Below are 16,186 nucleotides of genomic sequence, written 5' to 3'. Positions count from 1 at the left end.
CGTTCGGTCCTTTCAAAAACGGTTGAGTGGAATTTTCAGGTAGCTGTTGCCATCGTCTTCGGGGGCGGGCGCGCGTCCGGCGCGCAGGTTCATCTGCAGCGCGGCAAGCATCCGGTCGGGCAGCGACAGCGTCGCGTCGCGCGCATCGCGCAGGGCGATGAAGTCACCGCGCGTCGTACCGCCGCCGACATGGATGTTATGGGCCTTCTGCTGCGCGACCGTCGCCTCCCACGCCGGTGACTCGCGGGTCTTGGTGCCGTAGTCGTGCCCGATGAACAGCCGTGTGTCGCCCGGCAGGGCAAGGATATCGTGGATGGAGGAGTAAAGCGCGTCCGACGATCCGCCGGGGAAATCCGCGCGCGCGGTGCCCGCGTCGGGCTGCATCAGCGTGTCGTGGACAAAGGCGGCGTCGCCACCCACCACATAGCTGATGGAGGCCAGCGTATGCCCGGCGGACAGCAGAACGCGCACCGGCAGATCGCCGATGCGAAAGCTGTCGCACTCCGCAAACAGATGATCGTAGTCCGCCGTCACGTCGAAGGCGTCCGGCATGTTGTAGAACTTGCGCCAAAGCGCCGCAATGTCCGGCACCCGCGCGCCGATGGCGGTTTGCGCGCCGGTTTTTCCCTTCAGATAGCTGGCTGCGCTGATGTGATCGGCGTGGGGGTGGGTGTCGAGGATCCACTGCACCTCGAGGTCCTGCGCGTGCACCAGATCCAGCAGGGCGTCGGCATGGGTGGTCCGGGTGCGTGCCGCGGCGGGGTCGAAATCGAGGACCGGGTCGATCAGCGCGCATTTCGCCGTGGCCGGGTCTGCCGCGACATAGGCGATGCTGCCGGTCGTGGCGTCATACAATCCCGTGACGGCGGCCGACCCGATACCGGTCGAAGGGCTCGTTTTGTGCAACATGGGGCGTCTCCCGGATCCTGACATATTCAATGTAACGCATATAATACGTTCGAGAGGCCGGATGAGTTCCGCTCAAATCCACTCCACGTCGCCAAGAAAAATATACCCCGCGCCATAGATCGTCTTGATCAGGCGCGGGTTCTTGGGGTCTTCGCGCAGTTTGGTGCGCAAGCGCGAGATCCGCACGTCCATCGCCCGGTCAAAGCTTTCGCTGGCCGCACCGCCAAGGTGCTCTTGCATCTGTGCGCGACTGATCAGCCGCTTGGGGCTGTCGAGGAACAGGCGCAGCACTTCGCCCTCGGCGTGAGAGATCGGGGTTTCGGTGCCGGTGTCGTCCTGCAACGCATAGCGGTCGAAATGCGCGGTCCACCCGTTGAACCGCGCGGTCTGCCCCGCGTGCGCCGGCGGGTTGGAACTGCGCAGGCGGGCGCGGATGCGCGCGACGACCTCGGCGGGGTCGAAGGGTTTGATGATGTAGTCGTCGGCACCCAGTTCCAGCCCGGTCACCCTGTCCTGCACCTGTGCGCGGCCAGAGATGATGATGACGATCGCGCCCCGCTCCAACGCCAGCCGGTGAACCAGCGTCAGGCCGTCGGTATCGGGCAGCGACAGATCGACAAGACACACATCGGGCGTCTGCGTGGCCAGCGCCGCCTCGAAGCTGCGCGCGCGGCCAAAGCTCAAGGTGCGAAAGCCCGCGTCCTCCAGCGCGTCCGACAGCATCGTGCGGATCGCGGGTTCGTCGTCGAGGATCGTGACCAGGGGCGCCTTCATTGCGCGGCCCTGACGGCGAGCGGCGACAACAGCGCGGCAAGGTCGTCTGCGCCAAAGGGTTTTTGCAGCACGGGGGCCAGGGCCTGCGCGGCGCGGGTCATCTCGTGCGTGGGCGGCAGCGAGGTCATCAGCACGACGGGCACATCGCCCAGGGCCACGCGCCGCGCAAGGTCGAGGCCGGTCGCGTCGCCTTCCAGCATCACGTCGGACAGGATCAGGGTAATATCCGGCAGATCGGCGATCAGGGCCGTGGCCTCGTCGGCGCTGGTGGCTTCGATCACTGAATGGCCCAGCCCCGTCAGCATCCCGCGGTACATCTCGCGCAGGTCCGTGCGGTCTTCGACCAGAAGGACCAGCCCCGTGGGCGCAATGACGGCGGGCCGGTAGGGCAGGCGAAGCGATACATGCGCGCCGCCCGTGGCGCCGTTGGACAACCGCAGGTCCCCGCCGGCCAGCTTGGTCATGTCATAGACCGTGGGCAGGCCAAGGCCCGACCCCTCGGCCCCCTTGGTCGTGAAAAACGGATCCAGCGCGCGCTTCAGCGCCGTGGTGGAAAACCCCGGCCCGGTGTCGGTGACGTCAAACGCGATCCAGGTGCCGCCCACCGCATGCGCCCGCACCGTGATCGCGCCCCGAGCGCCGCAGGCGTCGCGCGCATTCAGGATGAGGTTCAGCAGGCTGTCCTGCACCAGGCCGGGATCGAGCAGCAACGGCACATCGGCGTCGGCCCCGTTCGCGACCGTCAGCGTCACGCCCGGAGGCAGGGTCGGGGCGGCCAGTGTTTCGAGGTCGGCCAGCAATATACCCAGGTCGGTGGCGCGCGGCCGCAGGGTGCGCCGTCCGGTCATGCCCGCGATGCTGCCCAGCAGTGCACCGCCCCGGCGCGCGGCGGCCAGCGTGCCGTCGATCAGCGCTGCGGCACCCTCCGGCAGGGGCCCAAGCTGGGCCAGTTTCGACTGCAACCCGAGGATGATGGTAAGAAGGTTCGAGAAATCATGCGCCAGACCGGAGGTCATCTGCGCCGCCAGATCGCGTTTTCGGGTCTGTTGCAGGGCGACGCGCGCCTGCATCTCTTCGGTGACGTCCATCGACAGGATATACACCCCGCCGCGCGTATCGGGCGTAAAGGCGACGCGGATGCGCCGGGCGCTGTCGTCATCGGTGAATTCGAACACCGACGAGTGCCCGGAATACGCCCGTGCAAGGTGCGGCGCGATCCGGTCATGCGCGGACGGCCCCAGCGCGTGCCGGATATGCATCCCCAGGATATTGGAAGGCCGGCCGGGGATCACCCCGCTCAGCCGCCGGTTGGAATAGGTGTAATGCCCGCCGGCCTCCACGTGGGCGATATGGGCTGGCATCATCTCGGTCACCAGCCGGGTGCGGGCCTCCATCTCGGTCAGTTCGCGCTTGGCTTCCTCGAGCGCCGCGTTCATCGCCGCCAGTTCGCGGTTGGTGGCCGACAATTCCTCGGCGTGGGCGACCAGTTGCTCCGACAGCGCGTCGGATCGCGCGCGCAGCAGCGCCTCGTGCTGCTTGGTGCGGGTGATGTCGGTATAGACGGTGACCCATCCGCCCTGCGGCAGCGGCGATCCTTCGACGGAAATGGTGCGCCCGTTGGCGCGCGTACGCTCCATGTAATGCGCGCGAAAGGCGCGGGCCTGTTCGACGCGTTCGCCGACAAACGCGTCGACGTCGTCGACGGGGCCGTATTCGCCGCTTTGCGCGAGATAGCGGATCGTATCCTCGAAGGTGGCGCCGGGTGTGACCAGCGCGTCGGGCAGTCTGAACATCTGCTGAAAGGGCGCATTGCAGACCGCCAGCCGCAGATCGCTGTCGTAGATCGACAACGCCTGAGCGATGAGGTTCAGCCCGGCAGCGGTCAGCGCCTGTGTCTGCATCGGTGTGCTGGGCATTGCCGTCCTCCCTCGTGGATCACCGGTATCATCAAGCGGGGCCGCCCGCCAAGGGGCAAGCCGCGGCCGGTGATGCGCACCGGGTCGATGTTACAATTCGTAAGGATTGAGAAAACATCACGAAAAAGTTGACCCCGAGGGTGAAACGAACTTTGCTATAACCACGGAGAGTCGCAAAAAGCGACCTGCTTGCCACGAGGAGGTGGCGAGGTCTGGGAGGACACCAATTGACCAAGGGCCACGAGCGCGCCGACGGACCGCAGTCCGTGCCGGCGCTGTTGCATCGTAACGCAGTCAAGTTCGCGAACGCACCGGCGTATCGCGAAAAGGAATTCGGGATCTGGCAAAGCTGGACCTGGGCGCAGACACTGGAGGAGGTGGAGGCGCTTGCGCTCGGCCTTCTGGACATGGGCGCCAAGGAAGGCGATTTCATCGCCGTGATCGGGCGCAACCGGCCCAAGCTTTATTGGGCGATGGTCGCCGCCGAAATGGTCGGCGCCATACCCGTCCCGCTTTACCAGGACGCCAATGCCGAAGAGATGGCGTATGTTCTGGGTCACTGCGGGGCGCGCTTTGTGATCGTGGGGGATCAGGAGCAGGTCGACAAGGTCATCGAGGTGCAGGACGGGCTGCCGAATTTCGAGCAGATCATCTATCTCGACCCAAGGGGCCTGCGGAAATACGACCACTCCAAGCTGCATGAATATGACCATGTCCAGGCCGCCGGTCGCGCCAAGCGCGACGAATTGCTGCCGGAGCTGACCGCGCGTCAGGACAAGCTGGATTACGACAGCATCTGCGTGATGCTGTACACCTCCGGCACCACGGGCAAGCCCAAGGGCGTGGTCCTGAGCAACCGCAACGTGATCGAGACCTCAAAATCATCGTCGCAGTTCGACGATCTGCGCCAGACCGACGACATTCTGGCCTACCTGCCGATGGCATGGGTGGGCGATTTCATCTTTTCGGTGGGTCAGGCGATGTGGACCGGGTTCTGCACCAACTGCCCCGAAAGCGCCGATACGATGCAGACCGACCTGCGCGAGATCGGGCCGACCTATTATTTCGCGCCGCCGCGCGTGTTCGAGACGCAGCTGACCAACGTGATGATCCGCATGGAGGATGCGAGCCCCTTCAAGAAGCGGCTGTTCGACTATTTCATGGCCCACGCGCGCAAGGTGGGGCCGGATATCCTTGACGGCAAACCTGTCGGGCAATGGGACCGGATCAAGTACAAGCTGGGCGAATTGATGATCTATGGCCCGCTGAAGAATACGCTCGGCCTGAGCCGGGTACGCGTCGGGTACACCGCCGGCGAGGCGATCGGGCCGGAGATTTTCGATTTCTATCGCAGCCTCGGGATCAACCTCAAACAGCTCTACGGCCAGACCGAAGCGACGGTGTTCATCACCGCGCAGCCCGATGGCGAAGTGCGCAGCGACACCGTGGGCGTGACCTGCCCCGGTGTGGAGCTGAGGATCGCCGAGAACGGCGAGGTGTTCTACCGCAGCCCCGGCGTGTTCGTCGAATATTACAAGAACGCGGAATCGACCGCGGACACCAAGGACGCGGAAGGCTGGGTCGCCACGGGCGATGCCGGTTTCATCGAGGAAGGCACCGGCCACCTGCGCATCATCGACCGCGCCAAGGACGTGGGCCAGATGGCGGACGGGTCGCTGTTTGCGCCGAAATACGTGGAAAACAAGCTGAAGTTCTTTCCCAACATCCTTGAGGCCGTGGTGTTCGGCAACAAGCGCGATGAATGCACCGCATTCATCAACATCGACCTGACAGCGGTCGGCAACTGGGCCGAGCGCAACAACATCGGTTACGCCTCCTACCAGGAACTGGCCCGCCACCCGCAGGTGATGGACACGATCCAGAGCCATGTCGAAGAGGTCAACAAGTCGGTGGCCGAAGACGAGATGCTGTCGGGCTGCCAGGTGCATCGGTTTGTCGTGCTGCACAAGGAGCTTGATGCCGACGACGGCGAACTGACCCGGACCCGCAAGGTGCGCCGCCGCATCATCGAGGAGAAATACGACGATATCATCGCCGCGCTGTACGACGGGTCCAAATCCGTCAGCACGGTGACGGAAGTCACCTATGAGGACGGCCGCAAGGGCAGCATCAAGGCGACGCTGGAAATCCGCGAGGCCAAGACCTGGCCCACCGCACAGAAGATCGCGGCGCAATGATGGGCCGGGACACGAAAAGATTTAATGCCTCCGGCGGCGGTATTTTGACCATTTGGAAGGGCTGGGCATCGTGAAGGACGTGAACGAAGGCTACACCACCGAGGATGGCCGCAAGATCGGCGGCACGGTGATGGAGATGAAGAACATCACGCTGCGCTTTGGCGGCGTCGAGGCGATCAAGGACATCTCGTTCGACATCCACGAGGGCGAGATCCGCGCCATCATCGGGCCGAACGGGGCCGGCAAGTCGTCGATGCTGAACGTGATTTCGGGCTTCTACGTCCCGCAGGAGGGCGAGGTCTGGTACAAGGGCGCGCCGCGTCCGCAGATGAAACCGTTCGAGGTGGCGCAGCAGGGTATCGCGCGCACGTTCCAGAACATCGCGCTTTTCGAGGGCATGAGCGTTCTGGACAACGTGATGACCGGCCGTCTGACCCATATGAAGACCGGGCTTTGGGCGCAGTCGATCTGGAAGGGCAAGGCCGAGCGCGAAGAGATCGAGAACCGCGAAGTCGCCGAAAAGATCATCGATTTCCTTGAAATCCAGGCCATTCGCAAGACGCCCGTGTCGCGGCTGTCCTACGGGTTGAAAAAGCGCGTCGAACTGGCGCGCGCGCTGGCGGCCGAGCCGGCGATCCTGCTGCTGGACGAACCGATGGCGGGCATGAACGTCGAGGAGAAAGAGGACATGAGCCGCTTTATCCTGGATGTGAACGATGAATTCGGCACGACGATCGCGCTGATCGAGCATGATATGGGCGTGGTCATGGATCTGAGCGACCGGGTGGTCGTGATGGATTACGGCAAGAAGATCGGCGATGGCACACCGCATGAGGTGCGCAACAACCAGGACGTGATCGACGCTTACCTGGGGGTGGCCCATGACTGATGCGCGCGGCAAGGGTCTTTTGAATTTCGGAGGGTGCGATGCCTGATCAGTTTCTTTTCGCCATCGAGGTGATTCTCAACGGCCTGATGGCGGGCGTTCTCTATGCTCTCGTGGCGCTCGGTTTTGTGCTGATCTACAAGGCATCGGGGATTTTCAACTATGCCCAGGGGGTCATGGCGCTGTTCGCGGCGCTGACGCTGGTGGGGATCATGGAAGGACAGGTGCCGTTTTCGCACCTGATCAACGCCACCTTCGGCACGGATGTGCACCACTTCGGCTGGCACGTGCCGGCGCTGCTGGCGATCTTCCTCACGATGCTGGTGATGATCGCGCTGGCCTGGTGCGTGCAGCGGTTCGTGTTCCGCTTTCTGGTGGGGCAGGAACCGATCATCCTGTTCATGGCGACCATCGGCCTGGCCTATTTCCTCGAGGGGGTCGGCGACCTGATGTGGGGGTCGGACATCAAGACACTGGACGTGGGCCTGCCGCAGGGGGGATCCTTCTGGATCGAGGAGATGACGGTGGGCCTTGGTGGCGATGGCTTCTATGGCTTTTTCATCGACAAGCTCGACATCATCGCCACGGTGATCGCGGTGCTGCTGGTGGCGGGGCTGGTGGCCTTTGCGCAATACACCAAGCAGGGCCGCGCCATGCGGGCCGTGGCCGACGACCACCAGGCCGCGCTGTCGGTGGGGGTGTCGCTCAACTTCATCTGGATCCTGGTGTGGTCGCTGGCGGGGTTTGTCGCGCTGGTGGCGGGCATCATGTGGGGCGCCAAATCGGGTGTGCAGTTCTCGCTGTCGCTGATTGCGCTCAAGGCGCTGCCGGTGCTGATGCTGGGCGGGTTCACCTCGATCCCCGGCGCCATCGTCGGCGGGCTGATCATTGGGGTGGGGGAAAAGCTGTTCGAATTCCTGATCGGCGCGCCGTTCCTTGGCGGGGCCACCGAAAACTGGTTCGCCTATATGCTGGCGCTGCTGTTCCTCGTCTTCCGGCCGCAGGGCCTGTTTGGCGAAAAAATCATCGAGAGGGTCTGATCCATGTTCTACCGTGAAGCCGGTGATTTCAGCACCACCTACCAACAAGACAACCAGACCTTTCCGATCAAGTTCGACCGGTATCGCTATTACGTGGTGCTGTTCATCGCGATCTTCGTGGTGCCTTTCCTGATCAACGACTACTGGGTCAATTCGATCTTCATGCCGTTCCTGATCTATGCCATCGCGGCGATCGGGCTGAATATCCTCGTGGGGTATTGCGGTCAGGTCAGCCTTGGCACCGGCGGATTCATGGCGGTGGGGGCCTATGCCTGCTACAAGCTGATGACCGCCATGCCTGAGGTCAGCATGTTCATTCACGTTCTGCTGGCCGGCGTCATCACCGCTGCCGTGGGCGTACTGTTCGGCCTGCCTTCGCTGCGGATCAAGGGGTTCTACCTGGCCGTGGCCACGCTGGCGGCGCAATTCTTCCTGGTGTGGCTGTTCAACCGGGTGCCGTGGTTTTACAACTACTCCGCCTCGGGCCAGATCAGCGCGCCGGAGCGCGACGTGTTGGGCGTCTTTATCACCGGGCCGAATACGCAGGCCTGGGCCACCTATCTGTTCTGTCTCGTCTTCGTCATCTTTTCGGCCTATGTTGCGCGCAACCTGACGCGCGGGTCGGTGGGGCGGCAGTGGATGGCCATCCGCGACATGGACATCGCGGCCGAGATCATCGGGGTAAACCCCCTGCGCGCCAAGCTCACGGCCTTTGCCGTCAGCTCGTTCTTCGTGGGCATATCGGGGGCGCTGTTCTTTTCGGTGTATCTGGGCGCTGTCGAGGTGGGCGAGGTGTTCGGCATCTCCAAATCGTTCCTCGTTCTGTTCATGATCATCATCGGCGGGCTTGGCAGCATCTTTGGCTGCTTTGCGGGGGCGGCGTTCTTGGTGCTGCTGCCCGTGGCGCTCAAGATCGTGGGCGTCGATTGGCTTGGCTGGCCCACCGACATCGTCGCGCATTTGCAGCTTGTCATTGTCGGCGCTTTGATCATCGTGTTCCTGATCGCAGAACCGCACGGCCTTGCGCAGCTTTGGCGCGTGGCCAAGGAGAAACTGAGATTGTGGCCCTTCCCGCACTAGGGCGGGGTCATTGGCGGGTCGCACCCGCCGCACGGCACGACCGGGACAACCCGGCACAATCGGATATATCCAAGGGAGGACTTCACCGATGAAATTGAAACTGACCACACTGGCGCTGACTGCGCTGATGGCGGCAAGCCCCGCAGTGGCGGAGCTTGTGTTCCCGTCGCTCAGCTACCGCACCGGGCCTTATGCCGCCAACGGCATTCCCTTTGCGGATGGCTACGCCGACTATTTCACGCTGCTCAATGAACGCGATGGCGGCATCGGCGGCGAGCCCGTGCGCATGGTCGAGTGCGAAACCGGCTACAACACCGAAAAAGGCGTTGAATGCTATGAAAGCACCAAGGCGGAAGGCAGCCTTGTCTATCAACCGCTCAGCACCGGCATCACCTACCAGCTGATCCCCAAGGCGACGGCGGACGGCATCCCCGTGCACTCGATGGGCTATGGCCGGACTTCGGCCAAGGACGGCACGGTGTTCAAGAACATCTTCAACTATCCCGCGAACTACTGGGATGGCGCATCGATCGCCGTGACGCATCTGGCCGACCTCAACGGCGGCGATCTGTCAGGCAAGAAGATCGCGCTGGTCTACCACAACTCCGCCTATGGCAAGGAGCCGATCCGCACGCTCGAAGAGCTGGCGAAAAAGCATGGCTACGAACTGACGTTGCTGCCCGTCGACCACCCCGGTCAGGAGCAGAAATCCCAGTGGCTGCAAATCCGCCGTGAGCGTCCCGACTATGTTCTGATGTGGGGCTGGGGCGTGATGAACCAGGTCGCCGTGCAGGAAGCCGCGAACATCCGTTTCCCGATGGAGAACTTTATCGGAATCTGGTGGTCCGGATCCGAGAATGACGTGCGTCCTGCGGGTGCCGCTGCCAACGGATACAAGGCGCTGACCTTCCACAATGTCGGCGATGATTTCCCGGTGTTCGACGATATCCAGAAATATGTCGTGGATGCGGGCAAGGCCGCGGGTGCGGGCGACCAGATTGGTACGGCGCTTTACAACCGTGGTCTTTATGCCGCAATGCTGGCCGCCGAAGCCGCCAAGACGGCGCAAGAGATCCACGGAACCAAGACGCTGACACCGGCACAGATGCGCGACGGCATGGAAGCGCTTGAGATCACCGAGGCGAAGATGGCCGCACTTGGCCTTCCCAACTTTGGCCCGGAATTCACGGTGTCTTGTGAAAACCACGGCGGCAACGGCTACGGCGCCGTGGCGCAGTGGGATGCGGCCGCCGATGAGTGGAGCCTGATCACGGACTACGTGCAGTCCGACCAGGAAGTGCTGGCGCCGCTGGTCGCGGAAGACAGCGCGGCCTTTGCAGCCGAGAACGGCATCGAACCGTCCTGCGGCTAACCCCGCCGGACCCTCCGGCCGCGCCATCGCGGTGCGGCCGGAGGACACACAGAATTCTCAACAAAGGGTCACACCCCCATGCTGGACGCCGCCAAAACCACCGACACGCAGGTCGAGACGCTGCTCGAGGTCAACAACATCGAGGTGATCTACAATTCGGTGATCCTCGTGCTGAAGGGCGTCAGCCTGAATGTGCCCAAGGGCGGTATCACGGCCCTTTTGGGCGGTAACGGCGCGGGCAAGACCACCACGCTCAAGGCGATTTCGGGCCTGCTCGCCTCCGAGCGGGGCGAGGTGACCAAGGGGTCGATCAAGTATCGCGGTCAGCCCATTCAGCACACCGACCCGGCCGAGACGGTCAGGAAGGGCGTCGTTCAGGTGATGGAAGGGCGGCATTGCTTTGAGCACCTCACGATCGAGGAAAACCTGCTGACCGGGGCCTATACGCGCACCGATGGCAAAGCGGGCATCCAGAGAGACCTTGAAATGGTCTATGACTATTTCCCGCGCTTGCGCGAACGCCGCCGCAGCCAGGCCGGGTATACCTCGGGCGGAGAGCAGCAGATGTGCGCCGTGGGCCGCGCGCTGATGAGCCGCCCCGAGACGATCCTGTTGGACGAGCCGTCGATGGGCCTCGCGCCGCAACTGGTCGAGCAGATCTTCGAGATCGTCAAGACGATCAACGAGAAAGAAGGCGTGACCTTCCTTTTGGCCGAACAGAACACCAACGTGGCCCTGCGCTTTGCGCATTACGGCTATATCCTGGAATCCGGGCGCGTCGTGATGGATGGCCCCGCCAAGGACCTGCGCGAAAACCAGGACGTCAAGGAATTCTACCTTGGTGTGTCCGATGAGGGGCGCAAATCCTTCCGCGACGTGCGCAGCTATCGGCGCCGCAAGCGCTGGCTGAGCTGACCCGCCGCGCGGGGCATGACCCCCGCCTGACCCAATGACCCTGAAGGACGTGAGCGGGATGCAAAGCAAACCCTATTTCGACGAATTGGAAACCCGCAGCGCGGATGCCCGCGCCACGGACCTGGCCCGCGCGTTGCCGCAACAGATCGCCCGCGCGCAGGGCGTTCCGGGCTATGCCGGAGCACTGGACGGCTTGGACGCGACCACGGTCACGGATGCGGCGGCACTGGCCGCGCTGCCGGTACTGCGCAAGTCCGAACTTGGTGCGGCACAGGCCGCCGCCAGCCCCTTTGGCGGGTTCACGACCAAACCGCCGCAGGACTTCAGCCACATCTTCCAATCACCGGGTCCGATCTATGAGCCGTCCAGCACCGATCACGACTGGTGGCGCATGGGGCGTTTTCTGCACGCCCTTGGGATCGGTGCGGGTGATATCGTGCATAACTGCTTTGGCTATCACCTGACCCCCGCGGGCATGATCTTTGAATCCGGCGCAAGGGCCGTGGGCGCCGCCGTGCTGCCCGCCGGAACCGGGCAGACCGAATTGCAGGTCACCGCGGCGCGCGACATCGGCACGACGGCCTATGCGGGCACGCCCGATTACCTCAAGGTGATCCTTGACCGTGCCGAGGAGATGGGCGTCTTGCTGAAGATCACCCGGGCAGCGGTTGGCGGCGGCGCGCTGTTCCCGTCGCTGCGCGCGGAATACGCGGATCGCGGCATCACCTGCCTGCAATCCTATGCCACCGCCGATCTGGGCAATATCGCCTACGAATCACCCGCGATGGAAGGGATGATCGTGGACGAGCATGTGATCGTCGAGATCGTCACCCCCGGCACCGGTGATCCGGTCAAGCCCGGCGAGGTGGGCGAGGTCGTGGTGACCACCCTCAATCCCGACTATCCGCTGATCCGCTTTGCCACCGGCGATCTGAGCGCGGTGCTGCCGGGCATCAGCCCCTGTGGCCGCACGAACATGCGCATCAAGGGCTGGATGGGCCGTGCCGACCAGACGACCAAGATCAAGGGCATGTTCGTGCGCCCCGAACAGGTGGCCGCCCTTGTCGCGCGCCATCCGGAGGTGACGCGCGCAAGGGTCATCGCCACGCGCAAGGGCGAACAGGACGCCATGACGGTCCGGATCGAAAGCACGGGCGGTGACACGCAAAGCTATGCCGACAGCGTCGCGGCCACGCTCAAGCTCAGGGGCGCGGTCGAGGTGGTCGCGCCGGGCAGCCTGCCCAACGACGGCTTGGTGATCGAGGATCAGCGCAGCTACGACTGATCGACGCCGGCCTCTGGACTGCGGCGCTATGACCGGGCAAGCAGGGGCTGGCAATTCTGACTAAAACAGTCGAAAACGGGCGCATGGCGCAGCAGTCCTCCCTTCCCAACACGCCGCGGGTGATCCGTGGCAAGGCCCCGCGCGACGGTCAGCGCGGGCTGGCGGCGGTTGCGGTGCTGGTGGCGGCGGTCTGCGCGCTGCCGATGCTGGCGGTGGCGCTGGCGGCGCTCAGCGGCGGAACCGATACCGTGGCCCACCTGATGCGCACCGTGTTGCCGGGCTATGCGGGGACCACGCTCTTGCTGGTCGCGCTGGTGTCGCTGGGCACCTTTGCGGTGGGCGTCGGGGCGGCATGGCTGGTCACGATGACCCGCTTTCCCGCCGTGCGGCTGTTCGAGGTCGCGCTGGTCCTGCCGCTCGCCTTTCCGGCCTATGTGCTGGCCTATGCCTATACCCATGTTCTGGATCATCCCGGCATCGTGCAATCGACGTTGCGGGCGGTGATGGGGTGGGGCCCGCGCGATTACTGGTTTCCCGAAATCCGGTCTGTCGGGGGCGCCGCGGTGATGCTTGTGCTGGTGCTCTATCCTTATGTCTATCTTCTGGCCCGCGCCGCCTTCCTGCAACAAAGCGCCACGACTTTTCTGGCCGCCCGCGCCCTTGGCAGCAGCGCATGGGCCGCGTTTTTCAAGGTCAGCTTGCCGCTGGCGCGCCCGGCGATCGCCGGTGGCGTGCTGCTGGCGGTGATGGAAACGATCGCCGATTTCGGGACGGTCGCCTATTTCGGTGTGCAGACATTCGCCACCGGGATCTACACAAGCTGGTTTTCACTGGCCGACCGGGCCGGGGCCGCGCAACTGGCGCTGTGCCTGCTGAGCTTTGCGCTGTTGCTTGCCATGCTGGAACGGGCGCAACGCGGACGTGCGAAATACCACGATCCGTCGCGCCGCCAGCAGACGATGGAGCCCGCGGCGCTGCGGGGGCCGGCGGCGGCGGCGGCGGTGCTGCTATGCTCTGTTCCGGTCGTGCTTGGCGCTCTCTTGCCCATCGTCATCCTTTTGAACATGGGGCTCGGTTCTGAACAGAACCTGCTTAGCCCGCGCTACATGGGCTTTATCCGCAATTCGTTGACGCTGGCGGCCGTCGCGGCGGTGCTGACCGTCCTGGCGGCGATCAGCGTCGGCTTTTTCCAACGGCTTCGACCGGGGCGGCTGTCCAACGGCGCGGCCTATGTGGCGCGGCTGGGCTATGCGGTGCCGGGCGGCGTGATCGCGGTGGGCTTGCTGGTGCCCTTTGCGGGCTTTGACAACGCGCTGGATGCCTGGATGCGCGCCACGTTCGATATCTCGACCGGGCTGCTGGTGACCGGGTCGATCTGGTTGCTGGTGGTGGCCTATCTGGTGCGGTTTCTGGCCGCCGCGCTTGGCGCCTACGAGGGCGGACAGGCGATGGTCGCCGCGAACATGGATGCCGCCGCACGGTCGCTGGGCCAGACCCCCACCGGCACGCTGCGCCGCGTGCATCTGCCCATTCTTGCGCCCAGCCTGCTGACCGCGCTGCTTATCGTGTTTGTCGACGTGATGAAGGAATTGCCCGCGACGCTGATCATGCGGCCCTTCAACTACGACACGCTCGCGGTTCAGGCCTATCGGTTGGCGTCGGACGAACGGCTGGACGGCGCCGCGGTGCCCAGCCTCGTGATCGTCGCGATGGGGCTGCTGCCGGTGATCCTGATCTGCAGGCAGGTCGGCCGCCAGCGCTAACCCTTCAGATGCCGGTCGAAAAAGGCCAACGTCCGTTCCCACGCAAGTTCAGCCGCATCCGCGTCGTAGCGGGGGGTGGTATCGTTGTGAAAACCGTGGTTCACGCCCTCGTAGATATGCGCGGTATAGTCGACACCGGCGTCTTTCAGGGCGGCCTCGAAGGCGGGCCACCCCGCGTTGATCCGCTCGTCGAGTTCGGCATAGTGCAACAACAGTGGCGCCTTTATGTTGGGCACGTCGGCGGCATCGGGCTGGCGGCCGTAAAACGGGACGGAGGCCGCGAGATCGGCATAGGCCACCGCCAGCGCGTTGCACACGCCGCCGCCATAGCAAAAGCCCACCGCGCCGACCTTGCCCGTCGATCCGTCGTGGTCGCGCAAGACCTCATAGGCAGCAAAGAAATCCGCCATCAGTTTGGCGCCATCCAGCGTGCGCTGCATCTCGCGGCCTTCCTCATCGGTGCCGGGATACCCGCCCAGCGGAGAGAGGCCATCGGGCCCAAGCGCAAGGTATCCCGCCTTGGCGCAGCGGCGCACGACGTCCTGGATGTAGGGGTTCAGACCCCGGTTTTCATGCACCACCAAAACAGCCGGAAGCGGGCCGGCCACACCGGCGGGGCGCGCCATCAGGGCCGAAATCTCACCGTGACCCTCGGGGCTTTGGTACGTGATCGTCTCGGTCTCGATGGAGGGATCATCGGGGGGCACCTGCTGGGCCAGTGCATAGTTCGGCTGCAACTGTTCGAGCAGCATGGCGGCGGTCACGCCAGCGGTGGCATAGTGACTGGCACGGGACAGGAATTCGCGCTTGGTGATCGCGCCATGCACGTATCCGTCAAAAATCTCCAGCAGCCGGGGGTCGAAATCGGCGGCGGTCCTGCGGGGGCCTTGGGTCATGCTGACCTCCTGTGATGACTCGTTTGCAATTCCCAAAAGAATAGGCCGCAACGATGCCAGATCGTTACGGCCTTTTTTTCACATTGGGGTGATCTGCCCCCGGCGCGGGATTACTCCCAGCCCGCCTCGTCAAAGATGCGTTGTGCGGTGGGAATGTTTGCGGCCACCTCCGACAGGTCCACATCGTCGGGCTTGAAGAAGCCAAGTTCGGCCACCGAGGGCGACAGCGCGACACCCGGCACGGCGGGGTATTCGTCGTTTCCGGCCGAGAAGTATTTCTGCGCCTGGTCGGAGGCGAGGTATTCAAGGAACTTCACCGCGTTGTCGCGATTGGGCGCATGGGCGGCCACGCCGCCACCGGACAGGTTCATGTGCGCACCCGTGCCGCCCTGGTCGGGAAACACCCAGCCGATGTCACCGATGGAGGCGCTGACGCCGTCCACATCCGTGCGGATGGCGCGGGCAAAGTAATAGGTGTTCGAGACCGAGATATCGCATTCGCCCGATACCAGCCCGCGCAGCTGGTCGGTGTCGCCGCCCTGCGGCGCGCGCGCCATGTTTGCCACGACGCCCTTGGCCCAGTCCCGCGCGGCCTCTTCGCCGTGGTGGGTGACCATCGCGGCCAGCAGCGTCTGGTTGTATTCATTCGACGACGACCGGATGCAGATCAGCCCCTTGTAGGCGGGATCGGCCAGATCGAGGTAGTTTTGCGGCGGATTGTCCACGCGCGCGGGATTGTAGAAGATGATGCGTGCGCGCTGCGACAGGCCGAACCACTGGTTGTCGCTGTCTTGCAGGTAACCGGGCACGCGGCGTTCCAGCACGTCGCTGTCCACGGTTTGCAGCAGGCCCAGATCCTTGGCCCGCGCCAGCCGCGATGTATCGACGGTCAGCAACACGTCCGCCGGGCTGTTGGCGCCCTCGGCCTGCATCCGGGCCAAAAGCTCGTCCGCCTTTCCTTCGATGCGGTTGATGGTGATGCCGGTGGCATCGGTGAAGTCCGAATAAAGCCGCTCGTCGGTGTCATAGTGGCGCGACGAGTAGAGGTTCACCTCGCCATCGGCCAGGGCGGGCATGGCGACGGCCACGAGGGCCAGCGTCGCGACGGAAGATTTGATAAGGGTCATGAGTGGGTCCGTTTTGTGACTTCAG

General features: G+C 64.1%; 13 protein-coding genes. 8 read left to right on the top strand and 5 right to left on the bottom strand.

All coding sequences use genetic code 11. The features are described from left to right. Window positions 1-12: 12 nt before the first annotated feature. The 3 genes from FDT80_RS08500 to FDT80_RS08490 form a co-directional block, all read right to left on the bottom strand. Entirely contained in the window at window positions 13-909 is an 897-nt protein-coding gene (locus tag FDT80_RS08500) for an MBL fold metallo-hydrolase (protein WP_138661859.1), read from the bottom strand. Window positions 910-981: 72 nt separating this feature from the next. After that, window positions 982-1,683, bottom strand: coding sequence for a response regulator transcription factor (locus tag FDT80_RS08495; protein WP_138661858.1), 702 nt, complete (start codon window positions 1,681-1,683; stop codon window positions 982-984). Beyond that, window positions 1,680-3,599 carry a PAS-domain containing protein gene (locus tag FDT80_RS08490; RefSeq protein ID WP_138661857.1) on the bottom strand — a complete coding sequence of 640 codons (1,920 nt, stop codon included), beginning with the start codon at window positions 3,597-3,599 and terminating at the stop codon, window positions 1,680-1,682. The genes FDT80_RS08495 and FDT80_RS08490 overlap by 4 nt, the downstream gene beginning before the upstream one ends. A gap of 227 nt (window positions 3,600-3,826) precedes the next feature. On the opposite strand from FDT80_RS08490, the gene FDT80_RS08485 reads away from it, so the two are divergent. From FDT80_RS08485 to FDT80_RS08450, 8 genes are all read left to right on the top strand, one after another. Continuing rightward, window positions 3,827-5,797 carry an AMP-binding protein gene (locus FDT80_RS08485; RefSeq protein ID WP_138661856.1) on the top strand — a complete coding sequence of 657 codons (1,971 nt, stop codon included), beginning with the start codon at window positions 3,827-3,829 and terminating at the stop codon, window positions 5,795-5,797. Window positions 5,798-5,927: 130 nt separating this feature from the next. After that, window positions 5,928-6,686: an ABC transporter ATP-binding protein gene (locus tag FDT80_RS08480; protein WP_425472003.1), complete on the top strand. Its 759-nt coding sequence runs from the start codon at window positions 5,928-5,930 to the stop codon at window positions 6,684-6,686. Between the two features lie 38 nt (window positions 6,687-6,724). Then, window positions 6,725-7,723 (top strand): branched-chain amino acid ABC transporter permease, encoded by a 999-nt coding sequence (locus tag FDT80_RS08475; protein WP_138661854.1) that lies wholly within the window; start codon window positions 6,725-6,727, stop codon window positions 7,721-7,723. A 3-nt stretch (window positions 7,724-7,726) separates the two neighbouring features. Then, window positions 7,727-8,803: a branched-chain amino acid ABC transporter permease gene (locus tag FDT80_RS08470; protein WP_138661853.1), complete on the top strand. Its 1,077-nt coding sequence runs from the start codon at window positions 7,727-7,729 to the stop codon at window positions 8,801-8,803. An 88-nt stretch (window positions 8,804-8,891) separates the two neighbouring features. Next, window positions 8,892-10,175, top strand: a complete 1,284-nt coding sequence (locus FDT80_RS08465; RefSeq protein WP_138661852.1) for an ABC transporter substrate-binding protein — start codon at window positions 8,892-8,894, stop codon at window positions 10,173-10,175. A gap of 78 nt (window positions 10,176-10,253) precedes the next feature. Beyond that, entirely contained in the window at window positions 10,254-11,090 is an 837-nt protein-coding gene (locus FDT80_RS08460; RefSeq protein ID WP_138661851.1) for an ABC transporter ATP-binding protein, read from the top strand. A gap of 58 nt (window positions 11,091-11,148) precedes the next feature. Continuing rightward, on the top strand, window positions 11,149-12,375 hold the full coding sequence (locus FDT80_RS08455; RefSeq protein WP_138662551.1) for a phenylacetate--CoA ligase family protein: 1,227 nt from the start codon (window positions 11,149-11,151) through the stop codon (window positions 12,373-12,375). An 83-nt stretch (window positions 12,376-12,458) separates the two neighbouring features. Then, window positions 12,459-14,138: an ABC transporter permease gene (locus FDT80_RS08450; protein ID WP_138661850.1), complete on the top strand. Its 1,680-nt coding sequence runs from the start codon at window positions 12,459-12,461 to the stop codon at window positions 14,136-14,138. Here FDT80_RS08450 and yghX read toward each other — a convergent pair. Beyond that, complete coding sequence (gene yghX / locus FDT80_RS08445) at window positions 14,135-15,034, bottom strand: YghX family hydrolase (RefSeq protein ID WP_138661849.1); 900 nt, start codon at window positions 15,032-15,034, stop codon at window positions 14,135-14,137. The genes FDT80_RS08450 and yghX overlap by 4 nt on opposite strands. A gap of 110 nt (window positions 15,035-15,144) precedes the next feature. Continuing rightward, window positions 15,145-16,161: a Fe(3+) ABC transporter substrate-binding protein gene (locus tag FDT80_RS08440; RefSeq protein ID WP_138661848.1), complete on the bottom strand. Its 1,017-nt coding sequence runs from the start codon at window positions 16,159-16,161 to the stop codon at window positions 15,145-15,147. Window positions 16,162-16,186 lie beyond the last annotated feature (25 nt).

Origin of the sequence: Sulfitobacter sabulilitoris, from assembly GCF_005887615.1 — a bacterium.
Taxonomy (GTDB): Bacteria; Pseudomonadota; Alphaproteobacteria; order Rhodobacterales; family Rhodobacteraceae; genus Sulfitobacter_E; species Sulfitobacter_E sabulilitoris.
This window is presented reverse-complemented; position numbering and strand designations above follow the sequence as displayed.